The sequence below is a fragment of the Shewanella sp. TC10 genome, assembly GCF_009663145.1.
Taxonomy (GTDB): domain Bacteria; phylum Pseudomonadota; class Gammaproteobacteria; order Enterobacterales; family Shewanellaceae; genus Shewanella.
Genome location: NZ_VKHR01000072.1, coordinates 1 through 25129, shown reverse-complemented (window position 1 = coordinate 25129; position 25129 = coordinate 1). Strand labels below are relative to the sequence as shown.

Here is a 25129-nt window from a genome sequence, read left to right as displayed (position 1 = left end):
ATTCCTGAGGTTGTGCAAGATGAATGCAATGAGCACAACCTCAGGAATTAATGCCTTATCGGCTAATAAATTCGGCAAAGAATAATGTTCAAGGCTCATCAACCTTTTAGCAATGCTGTAAGTCAGTCCATTCACGCGATAAGACATGACTGTTGGGCGCTTAACCAACATAGCTTCTAACGCTGCAGTGCCTGATGCAAGTAATATAGCATCCGATGCAGCCATTACTTCGCGTGATTGACCTTCTATAAGATCAATCTCTAGATCAGGAGCAAACTCTTTAAGTGCAGCAACAAACTGCTCTCTACGGGCTTGATTGACTAGAGGAGTGACGAATTTAATGTCTGGATATTTCTGCTTAACGATGACGATAGCTTTGATAAATGGTTCAGCAAGTTGTTTAAGCTCACTACCGCGAGAACCTGGCAATACCGCTAAGTATTCTGCATTTGAATCTAGTCCAAGTAATTCGCGTGCAGCAAGTTTGTCACTTTCCATTGGAATGTCATCAGCCAATGTATGACCAACAAAAGTGCAAGGCACTTGGTATTTATCGTAAAAGGCTTTTTCAAAAGGCAGTAGCGACAATACCATATTAGTGGCTTTCGCTATTTTAAAGATACGTTTTGGACGCCAAGCCCAAACAGATGGACTGACATAATGAACAGTTTTAATACCTTTATTCTTAAGCTTTAGCTCAAGACCGATATTAAAATCGGGAGCATCGATACCAATAAAACAGTCAGGTTTCGCTTGGCAAATTTTTTCAATTAGCGTAGCCCTAACCTTGAGTAATCTTGGTAATCGCCCTAGGACCTCAACAATCCCCATCACAGCAAGCTCTTCATAAGAGAAAAAGCTTTCAAAGCCAAGCGCTTCCATCTGCGGACCGCCAATGCCAATAAATCTGGCATCTGGATATTGCTTTTGCAAGGATTTAATTAATCCTGCACCTAAAATATCGCCGGAGATTTCTCCGGCGACCATTGCAAATATACGAGGGGTATTATTTGTCATTGTTTATTCTATCGAATGATCCCACGGGAAGAGCCATTAATAAAATCAACCATACCTTTAACATACTCATCTGACTCAGCATCTTCGGTAATTTCAGCCAATGCTTCTTCGATAGTTAAGTTTTTACGATATAGAGATTTATAAGTACGACGGATCGCGTGTTGTGTTTCTTTAGTAAAACCACGGCGCTTAAGGCCTTCTGCATTTAATCCACGAGGGATAGCAGGGCTACCAGCAGCCATAACAAATGGCGGCACATCTTGGAAAATAGTTGACGAGCCAGCAGTAAAGGCGTGAGCACCAATATGCACAAACTGATGTACACCAGTCATACCGCCTAAAATAGCCCAGTCGCCAACATGTACGTGACCTGCAATAGATGCATTATTTGCCATGATGATGTTGTCGCCTAGAACACAGTCATGGGCGATATGAACATAGGCCATTAATAAATTATTAGAGCCAATACGGGTTTCGCTATTATCTTGAATAGTGCCACGATGAATGGTCACATTTTCACGGACAATATTATTATCACCCATAATCAATGTGGTTGGCTCACCCGCATATTTTTTGTCCTGACATTCTTCACCAATAGATGAGAACTGGAAAAAACGGTTGCCCTTACCAATAACGCTTGGACCTTTGATGACAACGTGTGAGCTAACCCAAGTGTCGTCGCCAATTTCAACATCAGCGCCAATATAACTCCAAGGGCCAATAGTGACATTGTTACCGATTTTTGCGTCTGGATGTACGAATGCTAACTTATCAATCACTTGTTGATCTCTCTACGTGCACACATAATTTCGGCAGAACAAGCTAACTCGCCATCGACGAATGCTTGTCCTTCAAATACACCAATCCCTCGGCGTTCTTTAATCATTTTGACATGGAAATGAACTTGGTCACCTGGAGAAACAACGCGTTTAAAACGCGCCTTATCGACACCAGCTAGCAAATATAAAACATCTGGTGAAGGCTCAGGGCTCATGGTCTTGAATGCCAATAAACCTGTTGCTTGTGCCATAGCTTCAATAATAAGAACACCAGGCATAACAGGTTTTACAGGAAAGTGACCTTGGAAAAATGGTTCATTAAACGTCACGTTTTTAATCGCATGTAAAGATTCACCAACGGTATAATCTAATACACGGTCAACTAACAAAAATGGATACCTATGAGGAAGATACTGAAGGATCTCTTCAATATCCATTGTATTTAATTCGTTTGACACGCTTAATTCCTCGCAATGGCTACTATGAGCCATGACTTCTAATCTTTGATTTTCTTTTCAATCGTTTTAACACGATTAAATAATTCGTCTAAGTGGCGAAAACGAACGGTATTACGTCGCCACGTCTTGTTATCCATAGCAATTGTAGCAGATGAATACAGACCAGGTTTACGAATTTCGCTCGTTATATTGGTACTACCAGATACATGGGTGCCATCAATAATTTTTAAATGACCAGCAACACCACAGCCGCCACCTAAAATACAATACTTACCAATTGTCGTGCTACCTGCAATAAATGAAGCACCTGCAATTGCAGTATTTTGACCAATAACACAGTTATGCGCTATTTGTACCTGGTTGTCGATGATGACGCCATCATGAATTTCTGTAGGAGAAAGCGCGCCACAGTCCACTGTAGTGCCTGCACCTATTTCAACATTGTCGCCAATTCGAACACCACCTGTTTGTGGTATTTTAATCCAGTTGCCTTTTTCATTGGCATAGCCGAAGCCGTCTGAGCCAATAATACAACCAGAATGGAATATACAATCTTGTCCTACAACCACATTATGGTAAAAAGTCACATTGGCTTTTAAACAAGAGCCAGAACCGATCACCGATTGTTCACCAACAACAGAGCCTGCACCAATCTGTACATTGTTACCTAAAATAACATTGGCACCCACTACGGCATTTGCAGCAATTGCCACATTTTCACCTAACTGAGCTGACGGATCGATTTGCGCGGAAGGATGGATACCTAAAGTCACTTTAGGAGTGGTATCAAGAAGTTGGGCTACACGGGCGAAGCCAACGTAGGGATCTTTCAAAACCAAAGCATTACCTTGGTAATCTTCAGCATCTTTTTCACTCAATAACACCGCACCAGCTTGAGAGTTCTCAAGCTGCGCACGGTACTTACTATTGGCTAAAAAAGAAAGTTGATCTTGGGTAGCATCTTCCAAAGTCGCCACACTGGTAATAACCAATGTTTCGTCACCTTTAACCGACGCTCCCAACAGCTGACCAAGCTCTTTTAAAGTCACAGTTTTCATTAGTTGCCTTTACTTAACGCTTGAACAACTTTATCGCTGATGTCTGCATCAGGCTTAACATAGATAACTGCACCACGTTGAAGTACGATGTCGTAAGACTCTTTTTCAGCGATAGTGTTGATAGCTTCTTGTACTTTAACTAAAAGCTTATTCTGCTCTTCACCTTGACGACGACGCATGTCTTCATCAAGTGCTTTGCCTTTTAGTTGGAAATCAGACTTTAGTGACTCCATTTTACGTACAAGATCCGTTTTTTGGCTTTCGCTCATCAACGCACCATCACGTTGTTGCTTCTCAACCATAACACGCATTTCTTCTTGCATTTTTTGTACGTCAGCAACTCGATCCCCAAACTCTGTTTTTAGAGATTGTGAAATTTGTTCACGTTGAGGTAGTTGCTCAAATACTTCGCCCATATCTACAACAGCAATTTTTTCTGCATGTGCCATCATAGGTGCACTTAAAAATGCCAGTGTTACTAACGCGCGATTTACCATCTTTTTCAAAATAGACTCCTTGTTATTATCAGCAAAACTTGCCGAGTGTATTTGTTTTAGAACGTTTTGCCAATATTGAACGAAAAGATCTCTGTTTCATCATCTTCGTATTCTTTAATCGGCCAAGCCAAGCTAAACACCATAGGTCCCATCGGTGATAACCACTGAACACTCATACCCCAAGAGGCACGGATTCGACTTGGGTCACTATAATCTTCCAATTTATCAAACTCATCAGCTGGAAGATATCTATACGAGTCATAATCAAACTCGGTATCCCATACGTTACCAGCATCAACGAAGAAACTAGTACGTACTGAATTAGAATAAGCCTCATCCAAGAATGGAGTTGGAACAATCATTTCCATACTCGCAGTCGCAATTGCATTACCGCCAATTGAACGACCTGAACTCACTTGAATTTGGTTTGGCTCACCTGGTAACGAACAACTCTCGCCAGAAGGATCTGGTGAACATGGCTCACTACCACGGTATAAATAGAATGAACGTGGGCCAACAGAGTTAGACTTGAAACCACGTAACGAACTGCTACCACCTGAATAGTAGTTCTCCCAGAAAGGAAGAATTTGGTCATTATCATTAAACTGACCATAACCATTCGCATAACCTAACCTAGCGCGCGTTAATAACACGAAGCCATGGTTACGAGTTAATGGAAGATAGAAGTTAGTATCTAAATCCGTCTTAAAGTATTGTAAATCTGAACCTGGGATAGTCGCTTTAGCACTGAAACGTTGTGATGAACCATCTGTTGGGAAGGTACCACGGTTTAATGTGCTGCGAGACCAACCACCATTAAGTTCAAAGTTATCAAAACTTAAGTCGGCATTTGGATCATCAGATTCACGGTATACATTGTAAAAACGCAATGCTTGCTCATAAGCCGAAATCTCAGAAATCGAGTTATGACGATAACCAATACCACCATTTAAACGGTTGTATTCGTTAATTGGGAAACCTGAGTTTAATGCAATACCGTAAGATTTGTTTTTATAGCGCTCAAGGTTAGCCTCGTTCGCATCAAATTCATTCCAGTAAATGCTACCACCTAAACTCACGCCATCTTTGGTGAAATATGGGTCAGTATAAGAGAAGTTAACATTCTTAGAGTATTTGTTGGTATTTAAGCTTACGCCAGCTTGGTTACCTGTACCTAAGAAGTTACTTTGCTGCACACCAAATTGAAGACTCAGTCCAGATTCAGTACCGTAACCCACACCAGCATTAAATGAACCAGATGGTTGCTCTTTTACATTGAATGCGACATCAACAAGGTCATCACTACCCGGTACCTGAACTGTCTCTGTATCAACGGTTTCGAAATAGCCTAAACGGTTTAAACGCGCTTTAGACTGTTCAACTTGAGCCGAGTTTAACCAGGCACCTTCCATTTGACGTAATTCACGACGCATCACTTCATCTTTAGTAACGGCGTTGCCACTGAAGTTAATAGAACGTACGTAAACACGTTTTCCTGGATTAACATTGATATTTAACGCAACTTCTTTGGTTTCATCGTTAATTTCAGGGAAGGTTTTCACTTCTGGATAAGCATAACCAAAGCGACCTAGATATTTACTGTACATCTCTTCGGTAAATGTCACATCACCACCGTTGTACATATCGCCTTCTTTGATTGGCAAAATCGCTTTCATTAACTTTTCACGGCCCATTAACTCGCCGGTTAAGTTAACTTCAGAAACTTTATATTTCTCACCTTCATCTACATTAATGGTGATGTATAAACCTTTTCTATCAGGTGTCATTGCAACTTGAGTCGAAGTGACTTCAAATCGAATATAACCTTGATTGTGATAATAGGTTTTAACCGTTTCTAAATCAGCTTGAAGCTTCTGTTTCTGATAGCGACGCTCACCAAATAAGTCCCACCAAGCAACATAGTCTTTAAGCTCAAGTAAACCGATAAGCTCTGAATCAGAGAATACCGTATTACCCACTACGTTAATTTGACGGATTTCTGCGGCTAAGCCTTCTGTGAAGTTGAACTTAAGTTCAACACGGTTACGAGGTAAGTTAATAACTTCAGCTTCAACTTTCGCACCGTACTTACCTACACCGTAATAGAAATCTTGTAGACCTTTTTCAATGCCAGACAACATGGTTCTATCGAGTGACTCACCGATTTTAATACCAGAGCCGTCCAAACTTTCTTGAAGCTGCTCGTCTTTAATATCTTTGTTACCTTCAAAAGTAACAGCACTGATCGTCGCACGCTCTTTAACATTAACAAGCAATATGCCACCATCGTGGGCTACACTGATTGTTTCAAAGTTCGTTGAGGCATATAAGCTTTTAATCGCTTGTTGTAATTTAACTTGGTCAACAGTATCACCCACTTTTACGGGGAGACTTAACAAGGCAGCACCAAGTGCAACTCGTTGTAAACCATCAATCTGGATGTCGGTCACTTCAAATGGTTGGAAAGTTTCAGCCACACCATTGCCTGAAAATGACGCGCCGACTAAAATCATCGAGGCAAAAAGTTTATTCAATCTCATAGAGCACTTCTAATTATTTGTGTTCCCTGCTCAGAGTCTGGAAAAATCATTAAAGAGTGCAATACTCATCAACAACAGCAGCATAACTGCACCAAACCTGAATCCTATATCCTGTACCTTCTCCGGCACAGGCTTACCCGTAATCACTTCGATAAAGTAATACAGCAAGTGTCCCCCATCGAGTACTGGCAAAGGCATTAAATTAATGATGCCTAAGTTCACACTGATGAGTGCGATAAACCCGAGAAAATACACCAATCCATAGTCAGCACTGGTACCAGCACCTTGAGCTATAGAAATCGGACCGCTCAGATTTTTCACCGACACATCGCCGGTAAATAATTTTCCAATCATCTTAAAGCTGACAACCACAAGTTGCCATGTTTTATCTGCTGCTGCAGCAAAGGAATCTACTATGCCATACTCAAGCTGGAAGCGCATACTTTCAGGCCAATCAATTTGAGTTGGGCTAACACCTACAACACCGATTGTTTCACCATTGGCGTTGGTTTGTGCTTGTGGAGTCACCACTAATGTCTTTTGTTGATTATTTCGAAGAACGGTTAGCTCTACATCCTTATCAGCAGACGTTTGTATCACATCTACAAAACCATTCCAATCTTGATAAGGCTGACGATTAATCTTGATAATTTCATCGCCCAATTCTAAGCCTGCTATCTCAGCGGCACTGCCTTTTGTTATAAGCCCAATAACTGGCTCTATTCCTGGGCGGTATATTCCCAATCCCATCGCAGTTATTGGCGACTCTTTATCAGGATCGAATTGCCAGTCTCGTATATCGAGGGTAAAAGTTTTAAGCGGCGTTTGATCTGCATCTGAGCTCGACAATGGTTGAAGACTGATATCAATTTCTCGGCCTCCAATATGACTCACCAAAGCAAGATTAACCTCTTCCCAGTTTCTAACCTTTTGACCAGACACTGACACAATTTGCATAGGCTCTTGCAGCTGAATTTGCGCAGCTGGGGTATTTTCTCTGGTTGTATCAATAACAGGTTTAAGAGATGAGACACCAATCATGTACATAATGTACAAGGCAACTATTGCAAACAGAAAGTTAGCAATGGGACCCGCTGAAACTACAGCGATACGCTGCCAAACTGTTTTACGATTAAATGCTTGATCTTTTAACTCTTCAGGAACGTCTTCAACACGCTCATCAAGCATTTTGACATAGCCACCAAGCGGGATCATGGCGACGACATATTCAGTGCCATCCTTACCAACTTTGCGCCAAATTGCTTTGCCAAAACCAATAGAAAAACGTTCTACTTTGATACCACAACGACGTGCGACCCAAAAATGTCCGTATTCATGTGCTGTAATCAAAATACCCAGTGCGACAATAAATGACCCCAGGTTCCATAAAAAATCGAACATCGTTCTCCTACGAACTAGTTAATTGCTTTGATTGCTTCTTTTGCGATAACTCGAGCTTGAGCATCTAAATTCATAATATCTTCAATGGTGCTTAATGAAGATTGAGGTACCTTTTCTAAACAGGTCTCATTCACTCGAGCAATATCGGTAAATTTTATGTGTTGATTTAAAAATGCATCAACAGCTATTTCATTAGCTGCATTAAGCACTGTTGTTGCTTCTTGTCCTTTTTCACACGCTTGCATTGCAAGTGCTAAACATGGGAAACGATGATAATCAGGTTCACAGAAGCTTAATTCTCGGACTTTGAAAAAATCCAAAGGTTCAACTCCAGCGTAAATTCTTTCAGGAAAAGACATACAATGCGCAATTGGTGTACGCATATCAGGGTTACCCATTTGCGCAATAACAGAACCGTCTAAATATTGCACCATAGAATGAATAACACTTTGGGGATGGATAACGACTTTAAGTTGCCCAGCATTAGTATTAAATAGCCAGCGAGCTTCAATAAACTCAAGGCCTTTATTCATCATCGTAGCTGAATCAACAGAAATTTTAGGTCCCATAGACCAATTAGGATGATTACAGGCTTGGGTTGGCGTCATCGCATCTAACGTAGCAATATCTGCGGTTAAAAACGGGCCACCTGAACCTGTGAGTAAAATATGCGATATACCAGATGCAGCTAAATCACATTCACCAAGGTTTGATTGAACTTCTGTCGGTAGGCACTGAAAAATGGCATTATGCTCACTGTCTACAGGAAGCAATGTTGCGCCGCTTTCATGGGTAGCATTCATAAAGAGCTCACCAGACATCACAAGCGCTTCTTTATTGGCTAATAAGACTCTCTTGCCAGCCTTAACAGCTGCGAAAGTAGATCTTAGCCCTGCCGCTCCAACAATAGCCGCCATTACTGTATCGACTGCTGATGCTGAGACTAAATCAATTAGCTCATCCTCACCGGTAATCACTTCAGTTGATAGATTGGCTGGCAATTTAGCTTTAAGGGATTTAGCGGCCTGCGCATCTACCATATGCGCATAACGTGGTTTATGCTCAATACAAAGAGCTAGCATTTTATCAACACTGGAATTAGCCACTAGCCCGTAGACATTATATTGCTCTGGGTTATGCCCAATAACGCTTAAAGTACTACTACCAATAGAGCCTGTCGCTCCAAGAATAACCATATTTTGCATGGTAAATTAAACCCAGAATGCAAGGTAAATAAAGGTGAACACAGGTAGTGCAGCAGTAAGGCTGTCCATTCTATCTAGCACTCCACCGTGTCCAGGTAAGATTTTACCTGAATCTTTAATATTGGCAGCGCGTTTAAACATGCTTTCAGATAAATCGCCAAAAGCGGATGCCAGCGCAGTAATCAGGGTCACAGCAATCACTAAACCTAATTCTTGCTCTGGTGAATAGTACATAACCCCAATAACAACAACCATGGTTGCGACCAAGCCACCACCTAAACCTTCTAAGGTTTTATTTGGGCTGACGTTAGGCATTAGTTTATGTTTTCCTAATGAGCGGCCTGCAAAGTATGCCCCTGTATCAGCAGCCCAAACCACGAGCATTACGAGAAATACTAATGCTCCGCCAAAGTATGGGTCAACATTACTACTAATTGATTTAAGTGTAATAAGCGATACGAAACATGGAATGAGAGTTAACTGACCAAACATCGACTTTAACATCGGACTGTTTTTCCAGGTCTCACCACTCTTTGGGAAGGTAAAAATCAGTAAAGTGCTAATTATCCACCAAAATAAACCAATGGTAATGATAGCCAAAAAGATGGGATGAACTTGGCCTTTTAGCCATAATGCCTCAACAGGCACAAATATATTCAATGACAATAAGATTAATGTCACGGTTGCAGTAAAGGTCCATTGCGTTGCTGTACATTGTGGGTCAATAAAGCTTCCCCACTCTTTAGCACCTATCATAAAGACAGGAATAAGTGCCCAAGCAAAATACTCAGCGGGTAAGAAGAATATGGCACCTATTACTAAAGGAAGTAACCATAAAACTGTTATAATTCGTTGTTTTAACAAAGCAAAAGCCTCTTAAATATTTTTAAATAGCACGTATTTCTTCAATCTGACTACCTGTCAAACCAAACCTACGTTGCCTACTGGCAAAAACAGCAAGTGCATCTTTAAATGCTTGCTCATTAAAATCTGGCCACAAAGTCTCAGTAAAGACCAATTCAGCGTATGCAGCCTGCCATAAAATAAAATTACTAATGCGGTAATCACCGCCTGTGCGAATCATTAAATCAACTTCATGTTGCTCGCTCATGCAAAGCTGCTGATTTAATGTTTCTTCATTCAATTCGCTTGATTCGATTTCTCCTTGAGCGACTTTATCAGCTAACTTTTGTGCAGCTTGTAAAATATCCCAACGGCCACCGTAATTTGCGGCAATATTTAGAACCAGACCTGTGTTATCTGCTGTTTGTTGTTGTGCTTTTTGGATCTGTTTTTGTAAACGTGCAGAGAAACGACTGATATCACCAATAATATTTAATCGAACTTGATTATTTTGTAACAGTTTTATTTCTCTTTGTAAGACAGAGAAAAATAATTCCATTAATAAACTGACTTCTTTATCAGGTCTGCGCCAGTTCTCGCTTGAAAAAGCGAACAAGGTTAATGACTCAATACCCAGTTGACTGGCAACACTAACAGCACGGCGCACTGCTTTGACCCCGGCCTTATGACCAAACACTCTTGGCTTTCCTTGTTGCTGAGCCCAGCGACCGTTACCGTCCATAATAATAGCGACGTGTTGAGGAAGCGACTGCTTAACGACATCAGAAAGTTGACCAGGCAAAATTTCCGATGATTCCATATCAGCACTCGATTGTGTTTCTGGCTCATATCCAACAGTGGATGACATCTATTACAACCCTTTCAAATAGACAAACGCCGTGTAGTATAACCTTACACGGCGCTTTAACTCTAGCTTTGCTAGGACGAGAATTAGACTTCCATCAATTCTTTTTCTTTAGCAGCTAAAATTCCATCAATATTTTTGATACTTGCGTCGGTGAACTTCTGAATTTCATCTTCGCTGCGGCGAACATCATCTTCAGTACACTCTTTTGCTTTTTCAAGTTTTTTGATTTCACTGATAGCATCACGACGAACATTACGCACTGCAACACGACCGTTTTCAGCTTCGCCACGAACGACTTTGATGAAATCTTTACGACGTTCTTCAGTTAAAGCAGGTAAAGGAATACGCATTGCATTACCCGCAGTCATTGGGTTAAGACCCAAGTCAGAGCTCATGATAGCTTTTTCAACAGCTTGTACCATAGTAGCATCAAACACGGTTACGTTTAAGGTACGTGAATCTTCAATACCAATATTTGCAACTTGCTTAAGCGGTGTCATTGAGCCGTAGTATGAAACTTGAATTGAATCAAGTAGGCTTGGGTGAGCACGACCAGTACGTACTTTAGCCATTTGGTTTTTAGTAGCTTCAACACACTTGCTCATACGGTCTTGAGCATCTTCTTTAATTGTATCAATCACGATAAATATCCTTTTGGTCACAAATACTTATTACTTGAACGACTACCTGAGAATGGCACATAGACAAATCTATGTCGATACTCGTTCAAATGAAAATTTTAGCGTAAAACAAACCAACCTAATTAGATTTAGTTAGTTTTAATGTGCGTGCCTTCTTCTTCACCCATGATAACACGACGTAAAGCACCAGGTTTATTCATGTTGAACACTAAGATAGGCATGTCATGGTCACGGGCTAGCGTAAATGCAGCTAAATCCATCACCTTAAATTCATTTTCTAATACTTCGTCATAAGTTAATGAGTCGTATTTTACCGCTTCAGGGTCTTTCATAGGATCCGCTGAGTAAACACCGTCAACCTTAGTTCCTTTTAAAACCACTTCAGCTTCAATTTCAATACCACGTAAACACGCAGCAGAATCGGTCGTACAAAATGGGTTACCAGTACCAGCAGCAAAAATAACTACTCGACCTGATTTTAATAAACTAATTGCCTCAGCCCAGTTGTAGTCGTCACACACACCCTTCAGTGGGATTGCAGACATTAAACGAGCATTTACATAGGCACGGTGCAGCGCATCACGCATTGCTAAGCCATTCATCACAGTTGCAAGCATACCCATATGGTCACCAACAACACGATTCATACCAGCTTGTGCTAAGCCTTCACCACGGAATAGATTACCACCACCAATAACAACCCCAACTTGAATCCCAAGTTCAACTAACTCTTTTACTTCTTGCGCCATACGGTCAAGAACTTTAGGGTCAATACCGAAGCCTTCTTCGCCCATTAACGCTTCGCCGCTTAACTTTAAAAGAACGCGTCTAAATGCAGGTTTTGGATTGGTGCTCATAATTTTTTCCTAATTATAACAAAACCGCAGCGGTTGCTGCGGCTTTAGGGTATGAAGAGATGTTTAATTACGCTTTTTTAGTAGCAGCAATTTGTGCAGCAACTTCTGCAGCGAAATCTTCTTCTTTCTTCTCGATACCTTCACCAACTTCTAAACGAATGAAGTTAGTTACTGAAGCGCCTTTCTCTTTAAGGATATCGCCAACAGTTTTCTTAGGTTCCATGATGTAAGCTTGACCAGTAAGAGAGATCTCACCAGTAAACTTCTTCATACGACCGATAACCATTTTCTCAGCGATTTCTTGAGGCTTACCTTCGTTCATCGCGATTTCTACTTGAAGTGCTTGCTCACGAGCAACAACATCAGCAGGAACGTCTGTTGGATTAACGAATTCAGGCTTAGAAGCAGCAACATGCATAGCAATGTGCTTAAGAGTTTCAGCATCAGCTTCACCCGTTACAACAACACCGATACGGTCGCCGTGACGGTAAGTAGCTTGAACAGCACCATCGATGTATTCAACGCGACGAACGTTGATGTTTTCACCGATTTTAGCTACTAGCGCAACACGAGTTTCTTCGAATTGTGCTTTAAGATCTTCAATAGATACTTTAGAAGCAGCTGCAACAGCTAGTACTTCGTTAGCAAATGCTAAGAAGTTGCCATCTTTAGCAACGAAGTCAGTTTGACAGTTAACTTCTAGTAAAGCTGTGTAACCTTCACCGCTTTGGATAAGGATAGTACCTTCAGCAGCAATGTTACCTGCTTTTTTAGCAGCTTTAGCAGCACCACTTTTACGCATGTTATCGATAGCTAGCTCGATATCACCGTTAGTTTCAGTCAATGCTTTTTTACAGTCCATCATGCCAGCGCCAGTGCGGTCACGAAGTTCTTTAACTTGGGCAGCAGTAATTGCCATTGTTAAATCCTCTATTTAAATTCGTCTAATATTGCATTTAAAAACAGGGGCCCATAAGGCCCCTGCTCACCAATTTCTTTATTGGCCAATAAGGGAGATGGAAACCATCACGCCTTATTAAACAGTTTCTACGAAACCGTCTTGCTCAGCTTGAACAGCTAAATCTTGACCACGGCCTGAGTTAGCAGCTGCAGCAACAGAAGTAGTGTACAAACGGATAGAACGCATAGCATCATCGTTACCAGGAACGATGTAGTTAACGCCGTCTGGAGCAGAGTTAGTATCAACAACAGCAACAACTGGGATACCTAAGTTGTTAGCTTCTTTAATAGCAATATGCTCATGGTCTGCACCGATAACGAATAATACGTCAGGTAAGCCGCCCATGTTTTTGATACCGCCTAAAGATTTTTCTAACTTCTCTAGCTCGCGAGTACGCATTAACGCTTCTTTCTTAGTAAGCTTGTCGAAAGTACCGTCAACTGACTGGCTTTCTAGCTCTTTAAGACGTTTGATTGACTGACGAACAGTTTTCCAGTTAGTCAACATGCCGCCTAACCAGCGGTGATCAACATAGTACTGGTCACAAGAAACTGCAGCTTCTTTGATAGCTTCGCCAGCAGCGCGCTTAGTACCAACAAAAAGGATTTTACCTTTTTTAGAAGCAACGTTGCTGATGAACGCTAATGCTTCGTTGAACATTGGCACAGTGTGCTCAAGGTTGATGATGTGAACACCATTACGAGCACCGAAGATGAAAGGCTTCATCTTAGGATTCCAGTAACGAGTTTGGTGACCGAAGTGAACACCAGCTTGAAGCATGTCGCGCATTGAAACAGTAGTCATTTTATATACCTTAATTTTGGGGGTTAGACCTCCACGAATCCCATACCTTCGACTCTTGCTTGCTAAAAAAGCGCACTAAGAGCACCCCGAAGAATGTGTCGATACGTGTGTGATTTAGTATTTAGTTAAATTGCCATCTATAACATGTATAATGGCCGCCATATTTTACGCTTAGTGGAACAGTAAGTGAAGAAAGTATTTATACTTTATTCAAATTACAGCTTCATTAAGACTTAAACACAACGGCGCGCTTTATACCATAACTAGGTAAAAAGCACAAATTTTGCCAAATTTATTTGCGCCTTTTTTGACTGATACAAGGGTAAGAGAATATTCATGAGCATAGTCATCAAGACAGCAGAACAAATCGAAAAAATGCGTGCAGCAGGCAAATTAGCTGCAGAAGTACTAGAAATGATCGCACCTCATGTAAAGGTCGGTGTTACCACAGATGAGCTAAATGACATCTGTGCAAAATTTACCGAAGAACATGACGCTATTTCAGCACCACTGAATTACCATGGATTCCCAAAGTCTATTTGTACTTCAGTAAATGAAGTGGTTTGTCACGGCATTCCAAGTGGTTATAAATTAAAAGACGGCGATATTTTAAATATCGACATCACTGTCATTAAAGATGGCTTCCATGGTGACACATCGAAGATGTTTTTAATTGGCGATGTCAGTCCTAAAGACAGAAGACTTGCCAGAATCGCCCAAGAAAGCCTGTACCTTGCAATTAAAAAAGTCCGTCCAGGTGTTAAATTAGGTGAAATTGGAACTGCAATTGAAAAGTTCATTAAAGCCAGCAAATCTGGTTTAGATAAATATTCAATCGTAAAAGATTACTGTGGTCACGGTATTGGCGAAGGCTTCCATGAAGAGCCACAAGTGGTTCATTATAAGAATAATGACAACACAGTATTAAAAGCTGGCATGTGTTTCACCATTGAGCCAATGATTAATGCTGGACGCTACACAACTGTTTTAGATAAAGAAGATAACTGGACAGTAACCACTTCAGATGGTAAAAAATCAGCTCAGTGGGAACACACATTATTAGTAACAGAAACGGGTGTTGAAGTGCTTACGTTACGTAGCGAAGAAGACTTCCCTAGAACTGTTTAAAAATTTAACGTAAATAAGGACATCAATGAACACTGCGCTGGTAGCTAAAAACACGCTTATAGAATTTAACCAGCGTTTATTGGAGCAGTTCACTGCGAATAATCCAATAACGGAACTTGTTCAGCAGCGCTGTCAATTTGTTGATGACCTTTTAAAAGAAAGCTGGCTTAAATTTGATTTAAACAATCATCATATTAGCCTTATAGCCGTGGGCGGTTATGGCCGCGGCGAGCTTCATCCTCACTCAGATATTGATCTGCTACTTTTATCCCAATCAGATATTGCCAGTCAGCAAGCTAAAGATGCCATTAGCCAATTCATTACATATTTATGGGATTCAGGTCTAGAGCTGGGTCATAGTGTACGCACTATTGAAGAAACATTAGTTCAAGGTCAGCAAGATATCACCACCGCCACCAACCTACTTGAGGCTAGGCTGCTAATTGGACAAGCATCGTTATTCGATGAACTTTACGATGCGATTAGGCAAGAAGGTTTTTGGCCATCAGATACTTTTTTCCTCGGAAAAATTGAAGAGCAACACCAACGCCACTTAAAAGCAAATGCCTTTGACTTAGAGCCTAATCTCAAGTCTTGTCCAGGGGGGCTGCGTGATATTCAAACTGTAGCTTGGGTGGCAATGCGCCATTTTGATGCTGCCTCATTGTCTGAGCTCGTCGACCATGATTTTCTTGAACCTGTTGAGTTAAAAGAGCTAGTAGAATGTCAGGACTTCTTGTGGCAATTACGATTTAGCTTGCACATGATTTCAGGCCGTAACGAAAACCGCTTGTTATTTGATTTACAAAGACAAGTGGCTAGCATGATGGGATATAAAGATGATACTCAACTTGCTGTAGAACAAATGATGAAGCGCTACTACCGCACGGTACGACGTGTGATGGAGCTAAATGAAATGCTGTTGCAGCTATTTAAGCGTGCAACATTGAGCTTGTCTTCTTCATTAACCATTTATCCGATCAATGATAATTATCAGCGTCGTGGTCGTTATATTGAAGTCTTAGATGATCAACTTTTTGAACAACACCCTGAACAAATTATTAATTTATTTTTCTTGGTCGCTAAAAACTCCAATGTAAGACGAATTTATGCCCCTACTTTGCGTTTACTGAGACAAGCTAGAAGACGTTTAAAAGCACCACTGCAAGATAGCCCTGAATGCCGAAAGTATTTTATGGCTATTTTAAAACACCCTCGTGGTATAGCTGCGTTATCATTAATGCATAAGCACGGCATTTTATCTTCATACTTACCTGCATGGCGTAAAATTGAAGGTCAGATGCAATTTGATTTATTCCATGCATACACTGTTGATGAACATACCCATCGGTTATTACTTAATATCGAGCGCTTTGCTCAACCCGAACAAAAAGATGAATTTCCACTCGGTGCTATTCTCATTAATCAATTGCCGAAAAAAGGCTTATTAGTCCTCGGGGCTATTTTCCATGATATTGCTAAAGGTAGAGGCGGCGATCACAGTAAGTTAGGGGCCACCGATGCCTTAGATTTTTGTAAACTCCATGGCTTAAGCGATCATGACGGCAGATTAGTGGCTTGGTTAGTTGAAAACCATCTTGTTATGTCAGTTACTGCTCAGCGCCGCGACATATCTGACCCAGAGGTTGTCGCAACTTTTGCAGACCGAGTACAAGATGCGGTGCATTTAAGCTATTTATATTGCCTAACGGTTGCCGATATTTGTGCAACCAACCATAAAGCATGGAATAACTGGAAAGGCTCACTATTAAGGGATTTATATTTCTCCACCCAGCGCGTGCTATCTCGAGGTAAAGAAAAACCAATCGATGTCGCTGACAGAGTACTTGAAACTCAGCAGAAAGCACAAAAAGAGCTATTAAGACGTGGAGTTAAACAAAAAGCGATTAATGAGCTTTGGAGTAGATTTAAAGATGACTACTTTTTGCGTCATCAACCAAACCAAGTTTCTTGGCATACGGAAGCGCTGCTCAAACATGATAAACAAAAGCCGTTAGTACTTATTTCGAAGCATACGACCCGTGGTGGCAGTGAGTTATTTGTTTACGCTAAAGATAAACCCAAATTATTCGCCACTGTTATGACTGTGTTAGATAACAAAAACATTAATGTTCATGATGCTAACATTATGACATCAAATGACGACTATGCATTAGATACATTCGTTATTCTGGAGCAAGATGGCGAACCAATTAGCCAACTTTCCCGCATACAGTCGATTAAAAAATCACTTGAGAAGCGTTTAACAGCACAAAAATCTAAACCAGCAAAGTTTAGAAAAATGTCACGAATCATGAAACCTTTTAAAGTTCGCACACAAGTGAGTTTCTTACCGGGTGCGAAGCATGATACAAGTATGATGGAGCTTATTGCCTTAGACAGTCCTGGGCTGTTGGCAAAAGTAGGTGATGTACTTTACCGCTGCGATATCAAATTATTATCAGCCAAAATTACCACCATCGGAGAGCGAGCTGAAGATTTCTTTATTTTACAAACTGCTCTCGGCCAAGCACTCAGCGAAGCACAACAAACACAATTATCTGAGGCGCTTTCTGAAGCGCTGACACAACCTTTACATCAATAAATACAATTTGGGAGAAAGTAATGGAGGCATTACGCCAACGCATAGAAGCTGCATTTGAGGCTCGTCAGGACATCACACCTAGCACGGTAGAGCCAAGTGTTCGTGCAGATATCGAAACTGTTATTAGCATGCTTGATAAAGGTCAAGCTCGCGTAGCAGAAAAGATTGATGGCGAATGGCATGTACATCAGTGGTTAAAGAAAGCTGTTTTACTTTCTTTCCGTATTTTCGACAACGAAGTTGTTGAAGGCGGTGACACTAAGTACTTTGATAAAGTGCCACAAAAATTCTCTGACTACACAGCTGAACGCTTTAAAGAAGAAGCTATTCGTGTTGTTCCACCAGCAACCGTTCGTAAAGGTTCATTTATCGGTAAGAACACCGTATTAATGCCTTCTTACGTTAACCTTGGCGCATTCGTTGATGAAGGCACTATGGTTGATACTTGGGCAACTGTTGGATCTTGTGCACAAATCGGTAAGAACGTGCATTTATCAGGTGGTGTTGGCATTGGTGGCGTACTTGAGCCATTACAAGCTGGCCCAACCATCATTGAAGATAACTGTTTCATTGGCGCACGTAGTGAAATTGTTGAAGGCGTTGTTGTTGAAGAAGGCAGCGTAATCTCAATGGGCGTATACATTGGCCAAAGCACACGTATTTTTGATCGTGAAACTGGCGAAGTTCATTACGGCCGTGTACCTGCAGGTTCAGTGGTTGTATCAGGTAACTTACCTTCTAAATGTGGTACATACAGCCTATACGCTGCAATCATCGTTAAGAAAGTAGACGCTAAAACTCGCGGTAAAGTAGGTATTAACGAACTTTTACGTATCGTTGATTAATACACTTTATTAGGAATATGTAGGTGTTAACTTACCTATTCTAATAACGAAAAGGCTCAGTATTCGTACTGAGCCTTTTTTTATTGTCGGGAATATTGTCGGGATTATTGAAAGTATCGATAGAGTCGTCTTAACTTTAGAATACGATCGTTTTATTGCCGTAAACCACTACTTGCTCTTCAAGCACTAACTGCAACGCTTTACTTAATACACTCTTTTCCACATCACGGCCGTTATGCGCCATTTCTTCAGCACTAAAGCTATGATCGACATTAATCACATCTTGCTTAATGATAGGCCCTTCGTCTAAGCAGTTATTCACAAAATGCGCCGTTGCACCAATGATCTTCACTCCCCTCTCCCATGCTTGGCGATAAGGAGAAGCGCCAATAAATGCAGGCAAAAATGAATGATGAATATTAATGATTTTATTAGGGAATTCAGCGACAAACTCAGGGGTTAAAATACGCATAAACTTCGCAAGTACAATATAGTCTGGCGAGTATAAATTGATTTTTTCAAGAATCGCCTGCTCATGTGCTTGTCTGTCTAACCCTTGATGACTGACATAATGAAAAGGAATATCGAACTTTTCTGTTAAGCCAGCAAGAGTATCGTAGTTGCCAACGACGGCTGCTATCTCAACATCTAAACCACCATAATAGGATTTCATCAAAATATCGCCTAGGCAGTGTGCTTCTTTAGTCACTAATACCACAATGCGCTTTTTACCGGCATTGACCAATTTCATATGATTCTGCTCTGGCAATACTTTGCGTAAGTCAGCGAGTAATACTTCATCGTTAATTTCACCTTCAAGCACTGTACGCATAAAGAAGCGCCCTTGTTGGTGATCGACGTACTCAGTGTTTTTGATAATATTAAGCTGATGAGAAAAACACACTCCAGTGATTTTAGCTATTAACCCTTGGGCGTCTTCACAATCTGTAAGTAAAATTTTGCGAGGCAATGATGTTATATCGGTATCACTTTGTGGGCTAATATGTGTTTTGTTCATAAATAAACTACTCATATAGATAAAATATACGCTGCTACAAAATCATTAATACCACAGCTTTAAAAAAAGTAACTGACGCTGGGCTTTTTATTTTGATAGGAAGATAATAAAGTGGTTTTCTTTAAGGTATTAATAAAAATAAAGGCTTTAAGGTGATAATTCTATAATTTAGGATACGGTTAAGTTAAAGCTTACAAGATTTGCTAAGTCAATAATCGAAAATGGGAGTCAATACTCGGGTTAATCAAACTCGAGTATCTAAATACTTTTGTAATAGTTTACGCAGACTTTCAGCTTTAGTGCCGAATACCACTTGCACGCCTTTACCGACCTTTATGACTCCTTTAGCACCTAAACGCATTAGTCTAGGTTTATCTACCAGCTTAGGGTCAACAACCGCGATTCTTAATCGGGTGAGGCAGGCATTTAACTCAACAATATTATCTGGCCCACCCAATGCGCTTATCATTGATCTTAGGCTTTCTTTATTGCCATCATCTTCTAACGCTAATCGACCTGGCGTTTTCAAATTAAACGCTATGATGCTGACTCTGAAAATAAGGTAGTACAGAAAAGCAGTTAACGGCCCTAAGAACCAAAACCAGCTGGTATTAGACGATTGAGCAAACAATAAACTGAAATCAATTAACCCATGGGAAAACACCACGCTATGGTTAACATCAAGTAAAATACAGACGGTATAAGCAAGCCCAGTGAATATGGCATGAATTACAAACAACACAGGTGCCACAAACATAAATGCAAACTCAATCGGCTCAGTGATGCCCGTAAGCCAACTTGTGGCTGCGGCTGATAACATAATGCCGGCAACACGGTTACGTTCAGACTTATCCGCGCAGCGCCAAATCGCTAATGCAGCGGCAGGTAAGCCCCACATTTTTATTAAATAACCACCTGCTAGATTGCCAGCTAATGGGTCGCCAGCAAGGTATCTAGCAATTTCACCACGTACCATTTTCCCTTCATGAAAATATTGCCCTACTTCAAGATAAAAAGGGGCATTCCAGATATGATGTAACCCCAAAGGAATTAAAAATCGCTCGATGGTGCCATATACCCCAAAGGCAATCGCCGGATCTTGATAGACAGCCCAAAGTGATAACGAATCAATATAGTAAGCAAGTGTTGGCCAAATATGCGCTAACACAAAGGCCAATGCCATTGAAAATGGAATAATGAGCAAAGCCGCACTACGTTGACCTTCAAAAAACGAAAACATGGCTGGTAGTTTTACATCTTGGCTTAATCGCACGATAAAACAGGTTAGTGCGCCGACCAATATCCCACCTGCGATCCCCGTATCTATGGTTTCAATTCCCCATATCGGTCGGGAATTTAACTCATAAATAGCAGTAAATGCGCCAAGACTTGAAATAAACACCCCATAGCCAAAAACAGCGACAAATGCAGCAATACCCTGATCTTTGCAAAAACCAATCGCAATCGCGATAGCAAACAACAAAGGCATCATGGTGAAAATAAGATTACCTACAGCAGAGAAAACCGTTGCAAGTTCAGTGGGAATAAATGGTAAAGGGTTAAATGACAGGCCGAGCATCACGCCCGCAGCAGGTAAAATGGCAATAGGGATAAGCAGCGCCTGACTCAGGCGCTGGGCAAACTTAAACCATTGCTGGCTAAGCCTTCTTAACTGGCGAGAGATTGAACCGCGGCCTGCCAAGTTGGTATCCATTCTGTCGCTTCAGTTTCCGGTTCCATGGTTTCGCATGCATCGATTTCTAATGTTTCAGTCAAGCTGGTTGCACCCAGCTCAATGAGTAATTCATCAAATTGTTTCGCAGCACCACAAAAGGTTTCGTAGCTTGAATCACCAAGACCAATAATACTGTATTGCAGTTTAGGTAAATAAGGAGCAACTGATTTTAATTCACCAAACCATTGGGCGATATCATCGGGTAAATCACCTTGGCCGGTTGTTGAAGTCACGATAATCAGTAGTTCATCTTCACTGGGCACATAGCCGACTAAATCATTAGGTTGCAGTAAATTAGTTTTAAAATCGAGTTCTGCAATTTTATCGGTGAGTGTTTCAGCAACAAATTGAGCACTACCATATACCGTACCGAACACTAAATTAACTTTTTCCATGATATACTTCTCTTTAAGTTAACTGACTTCTATAATTCACTAAGCAGTGCGCTGCTCTATGAGGTTAATAACTTCACCATACTGTATTCTAATACTAGGCTGCAAGTATGAAATACAAACAAAAGTAATAACTTACCCAATCGTTAAGGTTACTGTTATGCGTCAGGCCAACAGGCACAGATTGTTCAAACTGCAACACAAATCAGCCCATATTAGACGTAACTTCTATTTTCGTAGTGAGCAACAAGACACCAGTAAACCATTAGAAAAGATTGAAGAGTTTGAAAAACTTAAGTCTGTGTTGCTAGCACATACCAAAAGGCCGCTAAAAGCCAGCTAAAAATTCAACGAAAGTTTGCAAGTACATTTTGCAGATAGCAACAAAAAGAGATACCTATCAGTGGTATCTCTTATATTTTTTAGTTTCTATGCTTTTGATTACACAAGATAAGGCTGTTTAGCCTCACATCAGGCGCCAAATTAAGCAATGTCGAAAGGGCTTGTATTATCAAGTTGCTCTTGCCAACCAAATTGTTCAAATATCGTTAGCCATTCTTGTTCAAGCTCAGTCTCAATATGCATAGGCTCATTGGTTACAGGATGAATAAATCGAATTGATTTAGCAATCAACCACAAACGATTAATGTCAAAGTGCGATCTGAAAAATTTATTCTGTTTACCATCACCGTGTGTTGTGTCACCAATAATTGGATGACGTAGGTGAGCCATATGGCGACGCAGCTGATGTTTACGTCCAGTTTGTGGGCTTAATTTAATTAAACAAAAGCGACTACTTGGGTAGCGACCAGAGCTAAAAGGGATTTCCGTATTTAATAATGGTGCATAGTCAGTAACGGCATCTTGAGGCGGTTTATCTTTACGCGCTTTTTTATCAGCCACATCATCAAGCTCAACTTTAAGAGCATAATCAAGCCTTGCACTTTCATGCATATTGCCTCGAACCAATGCAAGATATGTTTTTTCAATCTGGTGTTGCTCAAACTGCTCACATAATGCGCGAGCCACTTCGCTACTTTTAGCAAATACCAACACACCTGATGTGGGTCTATCTAGACGATGAACAGGAAATACATGACTACCTACTAGGTCGCGCGTTAGCTGCATCGCAAAAAAACGCTCTTTTCTAGCAAGGTAAGAACGATGAACTAACAAACCTGCAGGTTTGTGAATCGCAACAATATGCTCATCTTCAAATAAAATCTCAAGTTCAGGAGCGACTTCATCGCTATCTTCAACCCCTGTAGGATCCACATCACCATGACTATCAAAATATTCGTCATCAGCAAATGGGCTAACGTATTTATCTTCTGTCATTTATATACCTATTACTGACGCGTTAAAAAGTCGTCTATCTGCCCTAATAGTGCAGTCAATGTTGATAAATCTTGATGATTTACCCAAGCTTGCTCAGCCATTGGAGAGAGTGAAATTTGCGTTGGCAATGGAAGGCCCTGCGCTATCAATTGGTTCATTTTAGGAATAAATATAAACTGTAACCATTGTTCAAAGCGCAATGAATCACAAGCAAATGGTGCAGTACTGGCAAGGGCTTGTTCAGAAGGCACGGTTTGCGACCATAAAGCACTTTGAATAAGCTGTTGTTCTAACTGTTTTAAAAATTGAGCGGTTTGAATATGAGGCATAACGGCAGATTTTCGCTTAAACGGTTTGAATAATCACAGTTGTTTGTGCTACTAATTATATCATCAGACGCCTATTAACCCTATAATAGCGGCAAAGTTAATCGCGATAAATAAGCTCCCATGACACAACTCGAAACCTTAAGCCAATTCCTAGACACCGCTAACACTCAATTTCAGGTTTATGATTTAGGCCGCAGAGTTGAAAACATTGATCCAGTGTTATTCAACCAAATTGAAGCATTGAATACTCCTTACCCTTTTCCGATTCAAGGCCATGCTCAATTCGCCATCGTGTTTTGGCGAGAAAATGAGATACCATTTATTTGGTTTTTAAAGCTTCCGCTTGATGAACAAGGGTTATTGTCTCCAGCTCAACGTAGCCAATTTATCAAAATGATCTTAGAAGCCTTAGGGCGAGATCCAACCAAAGCGCTTTCTGATGAAGAACAAGAGCGTTATGCTAATCATCCGTTCAGCTTCAAACCGAGTCAGGAGAAGCTAGCCTTATTTAACGCATTGGTAAAAAAACAGTTGAGCCAACAAGCGTCTGCCCAGTACGAATATGCCGCTCAGTATTTTTCAAATCTGAATGAAAAAAATGCCCAAGATGACAGCTGGCAGCAACTGGGTTTACAAGGCATTGCCGATGTCTGTGTCCGCTTAGATAAGTTTGATCATGATAAGCATATTAATACAGCAATGAAGCTTGCTCCCTTAGAAGTACAAGCCGCAATTTGCCAATGTTTAGAACATGTTGCTGTTTCAAATACATTAGCTGAAACCTTATACGATAATTTGTCATCTGCCGAAGTGGAACATAAACATATCTACCTTCGCGCTCTTGCTTCGCAACCTGAATTGACTCAAAAAGCTATTCAACAACTGGTTAATTTACAGCAACTCGATGAAAATTTATTGATCACTATTGCAGCAAGAAGTTGGACAGCTTTAAAAGATGATGTAACTCGCAAACTTTATCTTGAAGTCTTAGCTAACCAACCACAAAACTTCTTTAATCAAGTTTTTGCTGATATCGTAGCTATTCCAAGTCTACGAAATTCACTATTACTTGATTTAAGAAGTGCTGATCGTAGTGAAAAACTTTCTTCCGCCATCGGCGGATTATTTAGGGCCGTTAGCCAATGATGTCAGACTTTATTTTAATCGTTGCTGTTGTAGTTGTTGCTGCATTCTTTTGGCAGTTACGCCAGATGGCTGAAATCAGTCGCCGATACGCTGAGAAATCTTGTGCAAATCAAAAAGTACAATTACTGGCTATTGCGATGGAATCGGCTAGACCAAGTATTGGCGGTTCAACAGGTTTATGTTGGCGAGCAAAATTTATGTTTGAATTCAGTACCGATGGAATTAACCAATATCGCGGTCATATCAACATGCACAGTAAAAAAATAGAGAAGATTAATTGGCCTATTTTCCCTGAGCCTGAATGGATGGATGCGCCAATGGCAAAAGGAAAGTTTGGTGGCTGTGGCGGCGCATCAAGCTGTAGCTCAGGTAAGTGCCGTTAAGGTCTATTAACTGACTAACCAGTGAGTCATTGTAGAGTTGATATAACTCGTATTTACTCAAAATATAGTGACAAAAAATACTGATTTAAAAAGCAATATATTAAACGCTATTAGGAGAAATGCTCTCTTAATGGCGTTTTTTATTGGCAAAATGATTTTATTGAGTGGCTGTTGAAAAATACACAAGTCAAAATACGGCTCATATCATATTCAGCCCAAAAGAAAGACCGCGGCAATAAATTGTCGCGGCCTCTTGTACTTTTGTTAAGCCATCCAGCTAK

25 protein-coding genes are annotated in these 25129 nt (G+C 40.7%); 6 read left to right on the top strand and 19 right to left on the bottom strand.

Going from position 1 to position 25129, the window contains the following annotated elements:
* The 14 genes from lpxB to rpsB all read right to left on the bottom strand — a co-directional run.
* On the bottom strand, positions 1-1017 hold a 1017-nt coding region (lpxB, locus tag FNZ24_RS19050), incomplete at its 3' end, for a lipid-A-disaccharide synthase (RefSeq protein ID WP_153916411.1).
* An 8-nt stretch (positions 1018-1025) separates the two neighbouring features.
* Positions 1026-1796, bottom strand: coding sequence for an acyl-ACP--UDP-N-acetylglucosamine O-acyltransferase (lpxA, locus tag FNZ24_RS19045; RefSeq protein WP_153916410.1), 771 nt, complete (start codon positions 1794-1796; stop codon positions 1026-1028).
* A complete protein-coding gene (gene fabZ, locus FNZ24_RS19040; protein ID WP_153916409.1) occupies positions 1793-2254 on the bottom strand; it encodes a 3-hydroxyacyl-ACP dehydratase FabZ in 462 nt (153 codons plus the stop codon). The genes lpxA and fabZ overlap by 4 nt, the downstream gene beginning before the upstream one ends.
* 38 nt (positions 2255-2292) lie before the next feature.
* Positions 2293-3312, bottom strand: a complete 1020-nt coding sequence (lpxD, locus tag FNZ24_RS19035; protein ID WP_153916408.1) for a UDP-3-O-(3-hydroxymyristoyl)glucosamine N-acyltransferase — start codon at positions 3310-3312, stop codon at positions 2293-2295.
* Positions 3312-3809 carry an OmpH family outer membrane protein gene (locus FNZ24_RS19030; RefSeq protein WP_153916412.1) on the bottom strand — a complete coding sequence of 166 codons (498 nt, stop codon included), beginning with the start codon at positions 3807-3809 and terminating at the stop codon, positions 3312-3314. The genes lpxD and FNZ24_RS19030 overlap by 1 nt, the downstream gene beginning before the upstream one ends.
* Positions 3810-3865: 56 nt before the next feature.
* Positions 3866-6349, bottom strand: a complete 2484-nt coding sequence (gene bamA / locus FNZ24_RS19025) for an outer membrane protein assembly factor BamA (protein WP_153916407.1) — start codon at positions 6347-6349, stop codon at positions 3866-3868.
* 30 nt (positions 6350-6379) lie between these two features.
* Complete coding sequence (gene rseP / locus FNZ24_RS19020) at positions 6380-7750, bottom strand: sigma E protease regulator RseP (RefSeq protein ID WP_153916406.1); 1371 nt, start codon at positions 7748-7750, stop codon at positions 6380-6382.
* Between the two features lie 14 nt (positions 7751-7764).
* On the bottom strand, positions 7765-8955 hold the full coding sequence (ispC, locus tag FNZ24_RS19015; protein WP_153916405.1) for a 1-deoxy-D-xylulose-5-phosphate reductoisomerase: 1191 nt from the start codon (positions 8953-8955) through the stop codon (positions 7765-7767).
* 6 nt (positions 8956-8961) lie between these two features.
* Positions 8962-9819, bottom strand: a complete 858-nt coding sequence (locus tag FNZ24_RS19010) for a phosphatidate cytidylyltransferase (protein ID WP_153916404.1) — start codon at positions 9817-9819, stop codon at positions 8962-8964.
* 22 nt (positions 9820-9841) lie between these two features.
* Positions 9842-10666: a polyprenyl diphosphate synthase gene (gene uppS, locus FNZ24_RS19005; protein ID WP_153916403.1), complete on the bottom strand. Its 825-nt coding sequence runs from the start codon at positions 10664-10666 to the stop codon at positions 9842-9844.
* An 83-nt stretch (positions 10667-10749) separates the two neighbouring features.
* Positions 10750-11307: a ribosome recycling factor gene (gene frr / locus FNZ24_RS19000; RefSeq protein ID WP_153916402.1), complete on the bottom strand. Its 558-nt coding sequence runs from the start codon at positions 11305-11307 to the stop codon at positions 10750-10752.
* 128 nt (positions 11308-11435) lie between these two features.
* Positions 11436-12164, bottom strand: a complete 729-nt coding sequence (gene pyrH / locus FNZ24_RS18995) for a UMP kinase (protein WP_153916401.1) — start codon at positions 12162-12164, stop codon at positions 11436-11438.
* Between the two features lie 67 nt (positions 12165-12231).
* Positions 12232-13083, bottom strand: a complete 852-nt coding sequence (gene tsf, locus FNZ24_RS18990) for a translation elongation factor Ts (RefSeq protein WP_153916400.1) — start codon at positions 13081-13083, stop codon at positions 12232-12234.
* Positions 13084-13200: 117 nt separating this feature from the next.
* A complete protein-coding gene (gene rpsB / locus FNZ24_RS18985; protein WP_153916399.1) occupies positions 13201-13929 on the bottom strand; it encodes a 30S ribosomal protein S2 in 729 nt (242 codons plus the stop codon).
* A gap of 336 nt (positions 13930-14265) precedes the next feature.
* Here rpsB and map point away from each other — a divergent pair, with 336 nt between their 5' ends.
* From map to dapD, 3 genes are read left to right on the top strand one after another with little or no spacing between them, the layout of a single operon-like run.
* Positions 14266-15057: a type I methionyl aminopeptidase gene (map, locus tag FNZ24_RS18980; protein WP_153916398.1), complete on the top strand. Its 792-nt coding sequence runs from the start codon at positions 14266-14268 to the stop codon at positions 15055-15057.
* Positions 15058-15082: 25 nt separating this feature from the next.
* Positions 15083-17662 carry a bifunctional uridylyltransferase/uridylyl-removing protein GlnD gene (gene glnD / locus FNZ24_RS18975; protein WP_153916397.1) on the top strand — a complete coding sequence of 860 codons (2580 nt, stop codon included), beginning with the start codon at positions 15083-15085 and terminating at the stop codon, positions 17660-17662.
* A 20-nt stretch (positions 17663-17682) separates the two neighbouring features.
* Positions 17683-18507: a 2,3,4,5-tetrahydropyridine-2,6-dicarboxylate N-succinyltransferase gene (gene dapD, locus FNZ24_RS18970; protein WP_102527878.1), complete on the top strand. Its 825-nt coding sequence runs from the start codon at positions 17683-17685 to the stop codon at positions 18505-18507.
* A 136-nt stretch (positions 18508-18643) separates the two neighbouring features.
* Here the strand turns inward: dapD and purU are convergent, their stop codons facing one another.
* From purU to FNZ24_RS18955, 3 genes are all read right to left on the bottom strand, one after another.
* Positions 18644-19525, bottom strand: a complete 882-nt coding sequence (gene purU, locus FNZ24_RS18965) for a formyltetrahydrofolate deformylase (protein WP_153916396.1) — start codon at positions 19523-19525, stop codon at positions 18644-18646.
* A gap of 244 nt (positions 19526-19769) precedes the next feature.
* Positions 19770-21239, bottom strand: a complete 1470-nt coding sequence (locus FNZ24_RS18960) for a PTS transporter subunit EIIC (RefSeq protein WP_153916395.1) — start codon at positions 21237-21239, stop codon at positions 19770-19772.
* On the bottom strand, positions 21194-21655 hold the full coding sequence (locus tag FNZ24_RS18955) for a flavodoxin (protein WP_153916394.1): 462 nt from the start codon (positions 21653-21655) through the stop codon (positions 21194-21196). The genes FNZ24_RS18960 and FNZ24_RS18955 overlap by 46 nt, the downstream gene beginning before the upstream one ends.
* A gap of 157 nt (positions 21656-21812) precedes the next feature.
* On the opposite strand from FNZ24_RS18955, the gene FNZ24_RS18950 reads away from it, so the two are divergent.
* On the top strand, positions 21813-21995 hold the full coding sequence (locus FNZ24_RS18950) for a hypothetical protein (RefSeq protein ID WP_153916393.1): 183 nt from the start codon (positions 21813-21815) through the stop codon (positions 21993-21995).
* Between the two features lie 140 nt (positions 21996-22135).
* Here FNZ24_RS18950 and truC read toward each other — a convergent pair whose 3' ends face one another.
* Both truC and FNZ24_RS18940 read right to left on the bottom strand, forming a co-directional pair.
* Positions 22136-22990, bottom strand: a complete 855-nt coding sequence (truC, locus tag FNZ24_RS18945; protein ID WP_153916392.1) for a tRNA pseudouridine(65) synthase TruC — start codon at positions 22988-22990, stop codon at positions 22136-22138.
* Positions 22991-23001: 11 nt separating this feature from the next.
* Positions 23002-23319 (bottom strand): YqcC family protein, encoded by a 318-nt coding sequence (locus FNZ24_RS18940; RefSeq protein WP_153916391.1) that lies wholly within the window; start codon positions 23317-23319, stop codon positions 23002-23004.
* A gap of 120 nt (positions 23320-23439) precedes the next feature.
* On the opposite strand from FNZ24_RS18940, the gene FNZ24_RS18935 reads away from it, so the two are divergent.
* Both FNZ24_RS18935 and FNZ24_RS18930 read left to right on the top strand, forming a co-directional pair.
* On the top strand, positions 23440-24465 hold the full coding sequence (locus tag FNZ24_RS18935) for a DUF3549 family protein (protein WP_153916390.1): 1026 nt from the start codon (positions 23440-23442) through the stop codon (positions 24463-24465).
* Positions 24462-24848, top strand: a complete 387-nt coding sequence (locus FNZ24_RS18930; protein WP_153916389.1) for a DUF3301 domain-containing protein — start codon at positions 24462-24464, stop codon at positions 24846-24848. The genes FNZ24_RS18935 and FNZ24_RS18930 overlap by 4 nt, the downstream gene beginning before the upstream one ends.
* The last annotated feature ends 281 nt before the right edge of the window (positions 24849-25129 follow it).

Bases quoted from the DNA above. Each gene is read 5' to 3' on its own strand.
- lpxD (WP_153916408.1), bottom strand. From the start codon at position 3,312: ATGAAAACTGTGACTTTAAAAGAGCTTGGTCAGCTGTTGGGAGCGTCG.
- FNZ24_RS19030 (WP_153916412.1), bottom strand. From the start codon at position 3,809: ATGGTAAATCGCGCGTTAGTAACACTGGCATTTTTAAGTGCACCTATG.
- bamA (WP_153916407.1), bottom strand. From the start codon at position 6,349: ATGAGATTGAATAAACTTTTTGCCTCGATGATTTTAGTCGGCGCGTCA.
- rseP (WP_153916406.1), bottom strand. From the start codon at position 7,750: ATGTTCGATTTTTTATGGAACCTGGGGTCATTTATTGTCGCACTGGGT.
- ispC (WP_153916405.1), bottom strand. From the start codon at position 8,955: ATGCAAAATATGGTTATTCTTGGAGCGACAGGCTCTATTGGTAGTAGT.
- uppS (WP_153916403.1), bottom strand. From the start codon at position 10,666: ATGTCATCCACTGTTGGATATGAGCCAGAAACACAATCGAGTGCTGAT.
- pyrH (WP_153916401.1), bottom strand. From the start codon at position 12,164: ATGAGCACCAATCCAAAACCTGCATTTAGACGCGTTCTTTTAAAGTTA.
- tsf (WP_153916400.1), bottom strand. From the start codon at position 13,083: ATGGCAATTACTGCTGCCCAAGTTAAAGAACTTCGTGACCGCACTGGC.
- rpsB (WP_153916399.1), bottom strand. From the start codon at position 13,929: ATGACTACTGTTTCAATGCGCGACATGCTTCAAGCTGGTGTTCACTTC.
- map (WP_153916398.1), top strand. From the start codon at position 14,266: ATGAGCATAGTCATCAAGACAGCAGAACAAATCGAAAAAATGCGTGCA.
- glnD (WP_153916397.1), top strand. From the start codon at position 15,083: ATGAACACTGCGCTGGTAGCTAAAAACACGCTTATAGAATTTAACCAG.
- dapD (WP_102527878.1), top strand. From the start codon at position 17,683: ATGGAGGCATTACGCCAACGCATAGAAGCTGCATTTGAGGCTCGTCAG.
- purU (WP_153916396.1), bottom strand. From the start codon at position 19,525: ATGAACAAAACACATATTAGCCCACAAAGTGATACCGATATAACATCA.
- FNZ24_RS18960 (WP_153916395.1), bottom strand. From the start codon at position 21,239: ATGGATACCAACTTGGCAGGCCGCGGTTCAATCTCTCGCCAGTTAAGA.
- FNZ24_RS18955 (WP_153916394.1), bottom strand. From the start codon at position 21,655: ATGGAAAAAGTTAATTTAGTGTTCGGTACGGTATATGGTAGTGCTCAA.
- FNZ24_RS18950 (WP_153916393.1), top strand. From the start codon at position 21,813: ATGCGTCAGGCCAACAGGCACAGATTGTTCAAACTGCAACACAAATCA.
- truC (WP_153916392.1), bottom strand. From the start codon at position 22,990: ATGACAGAAGATAAATACGTTAGCCCATTTGCTGATGACGAATATTTT.
- FNZ24_RS18940 (WP_153916391.1), bottom strand. From the start codon at position 23,319: ATGCCTCATATTCAAACCGCTCAATTTTTAAAACAGTTAGAACAACAG.
- FNZ24_RS18935 (WP_153916390.1), top strand. From the start codon at position 23,440: ATGACACAACTCGAAACCTTAAGCCAATTCCTAGACACCGCTAACACT.
- FNZ24_RS18930 (WP_153916389.1), top strand. From the start codon at position 24,462: ATGATGTCAGACTTTATTTTAATCGTTGCTGTTGTAGTTGTTGCTGCA.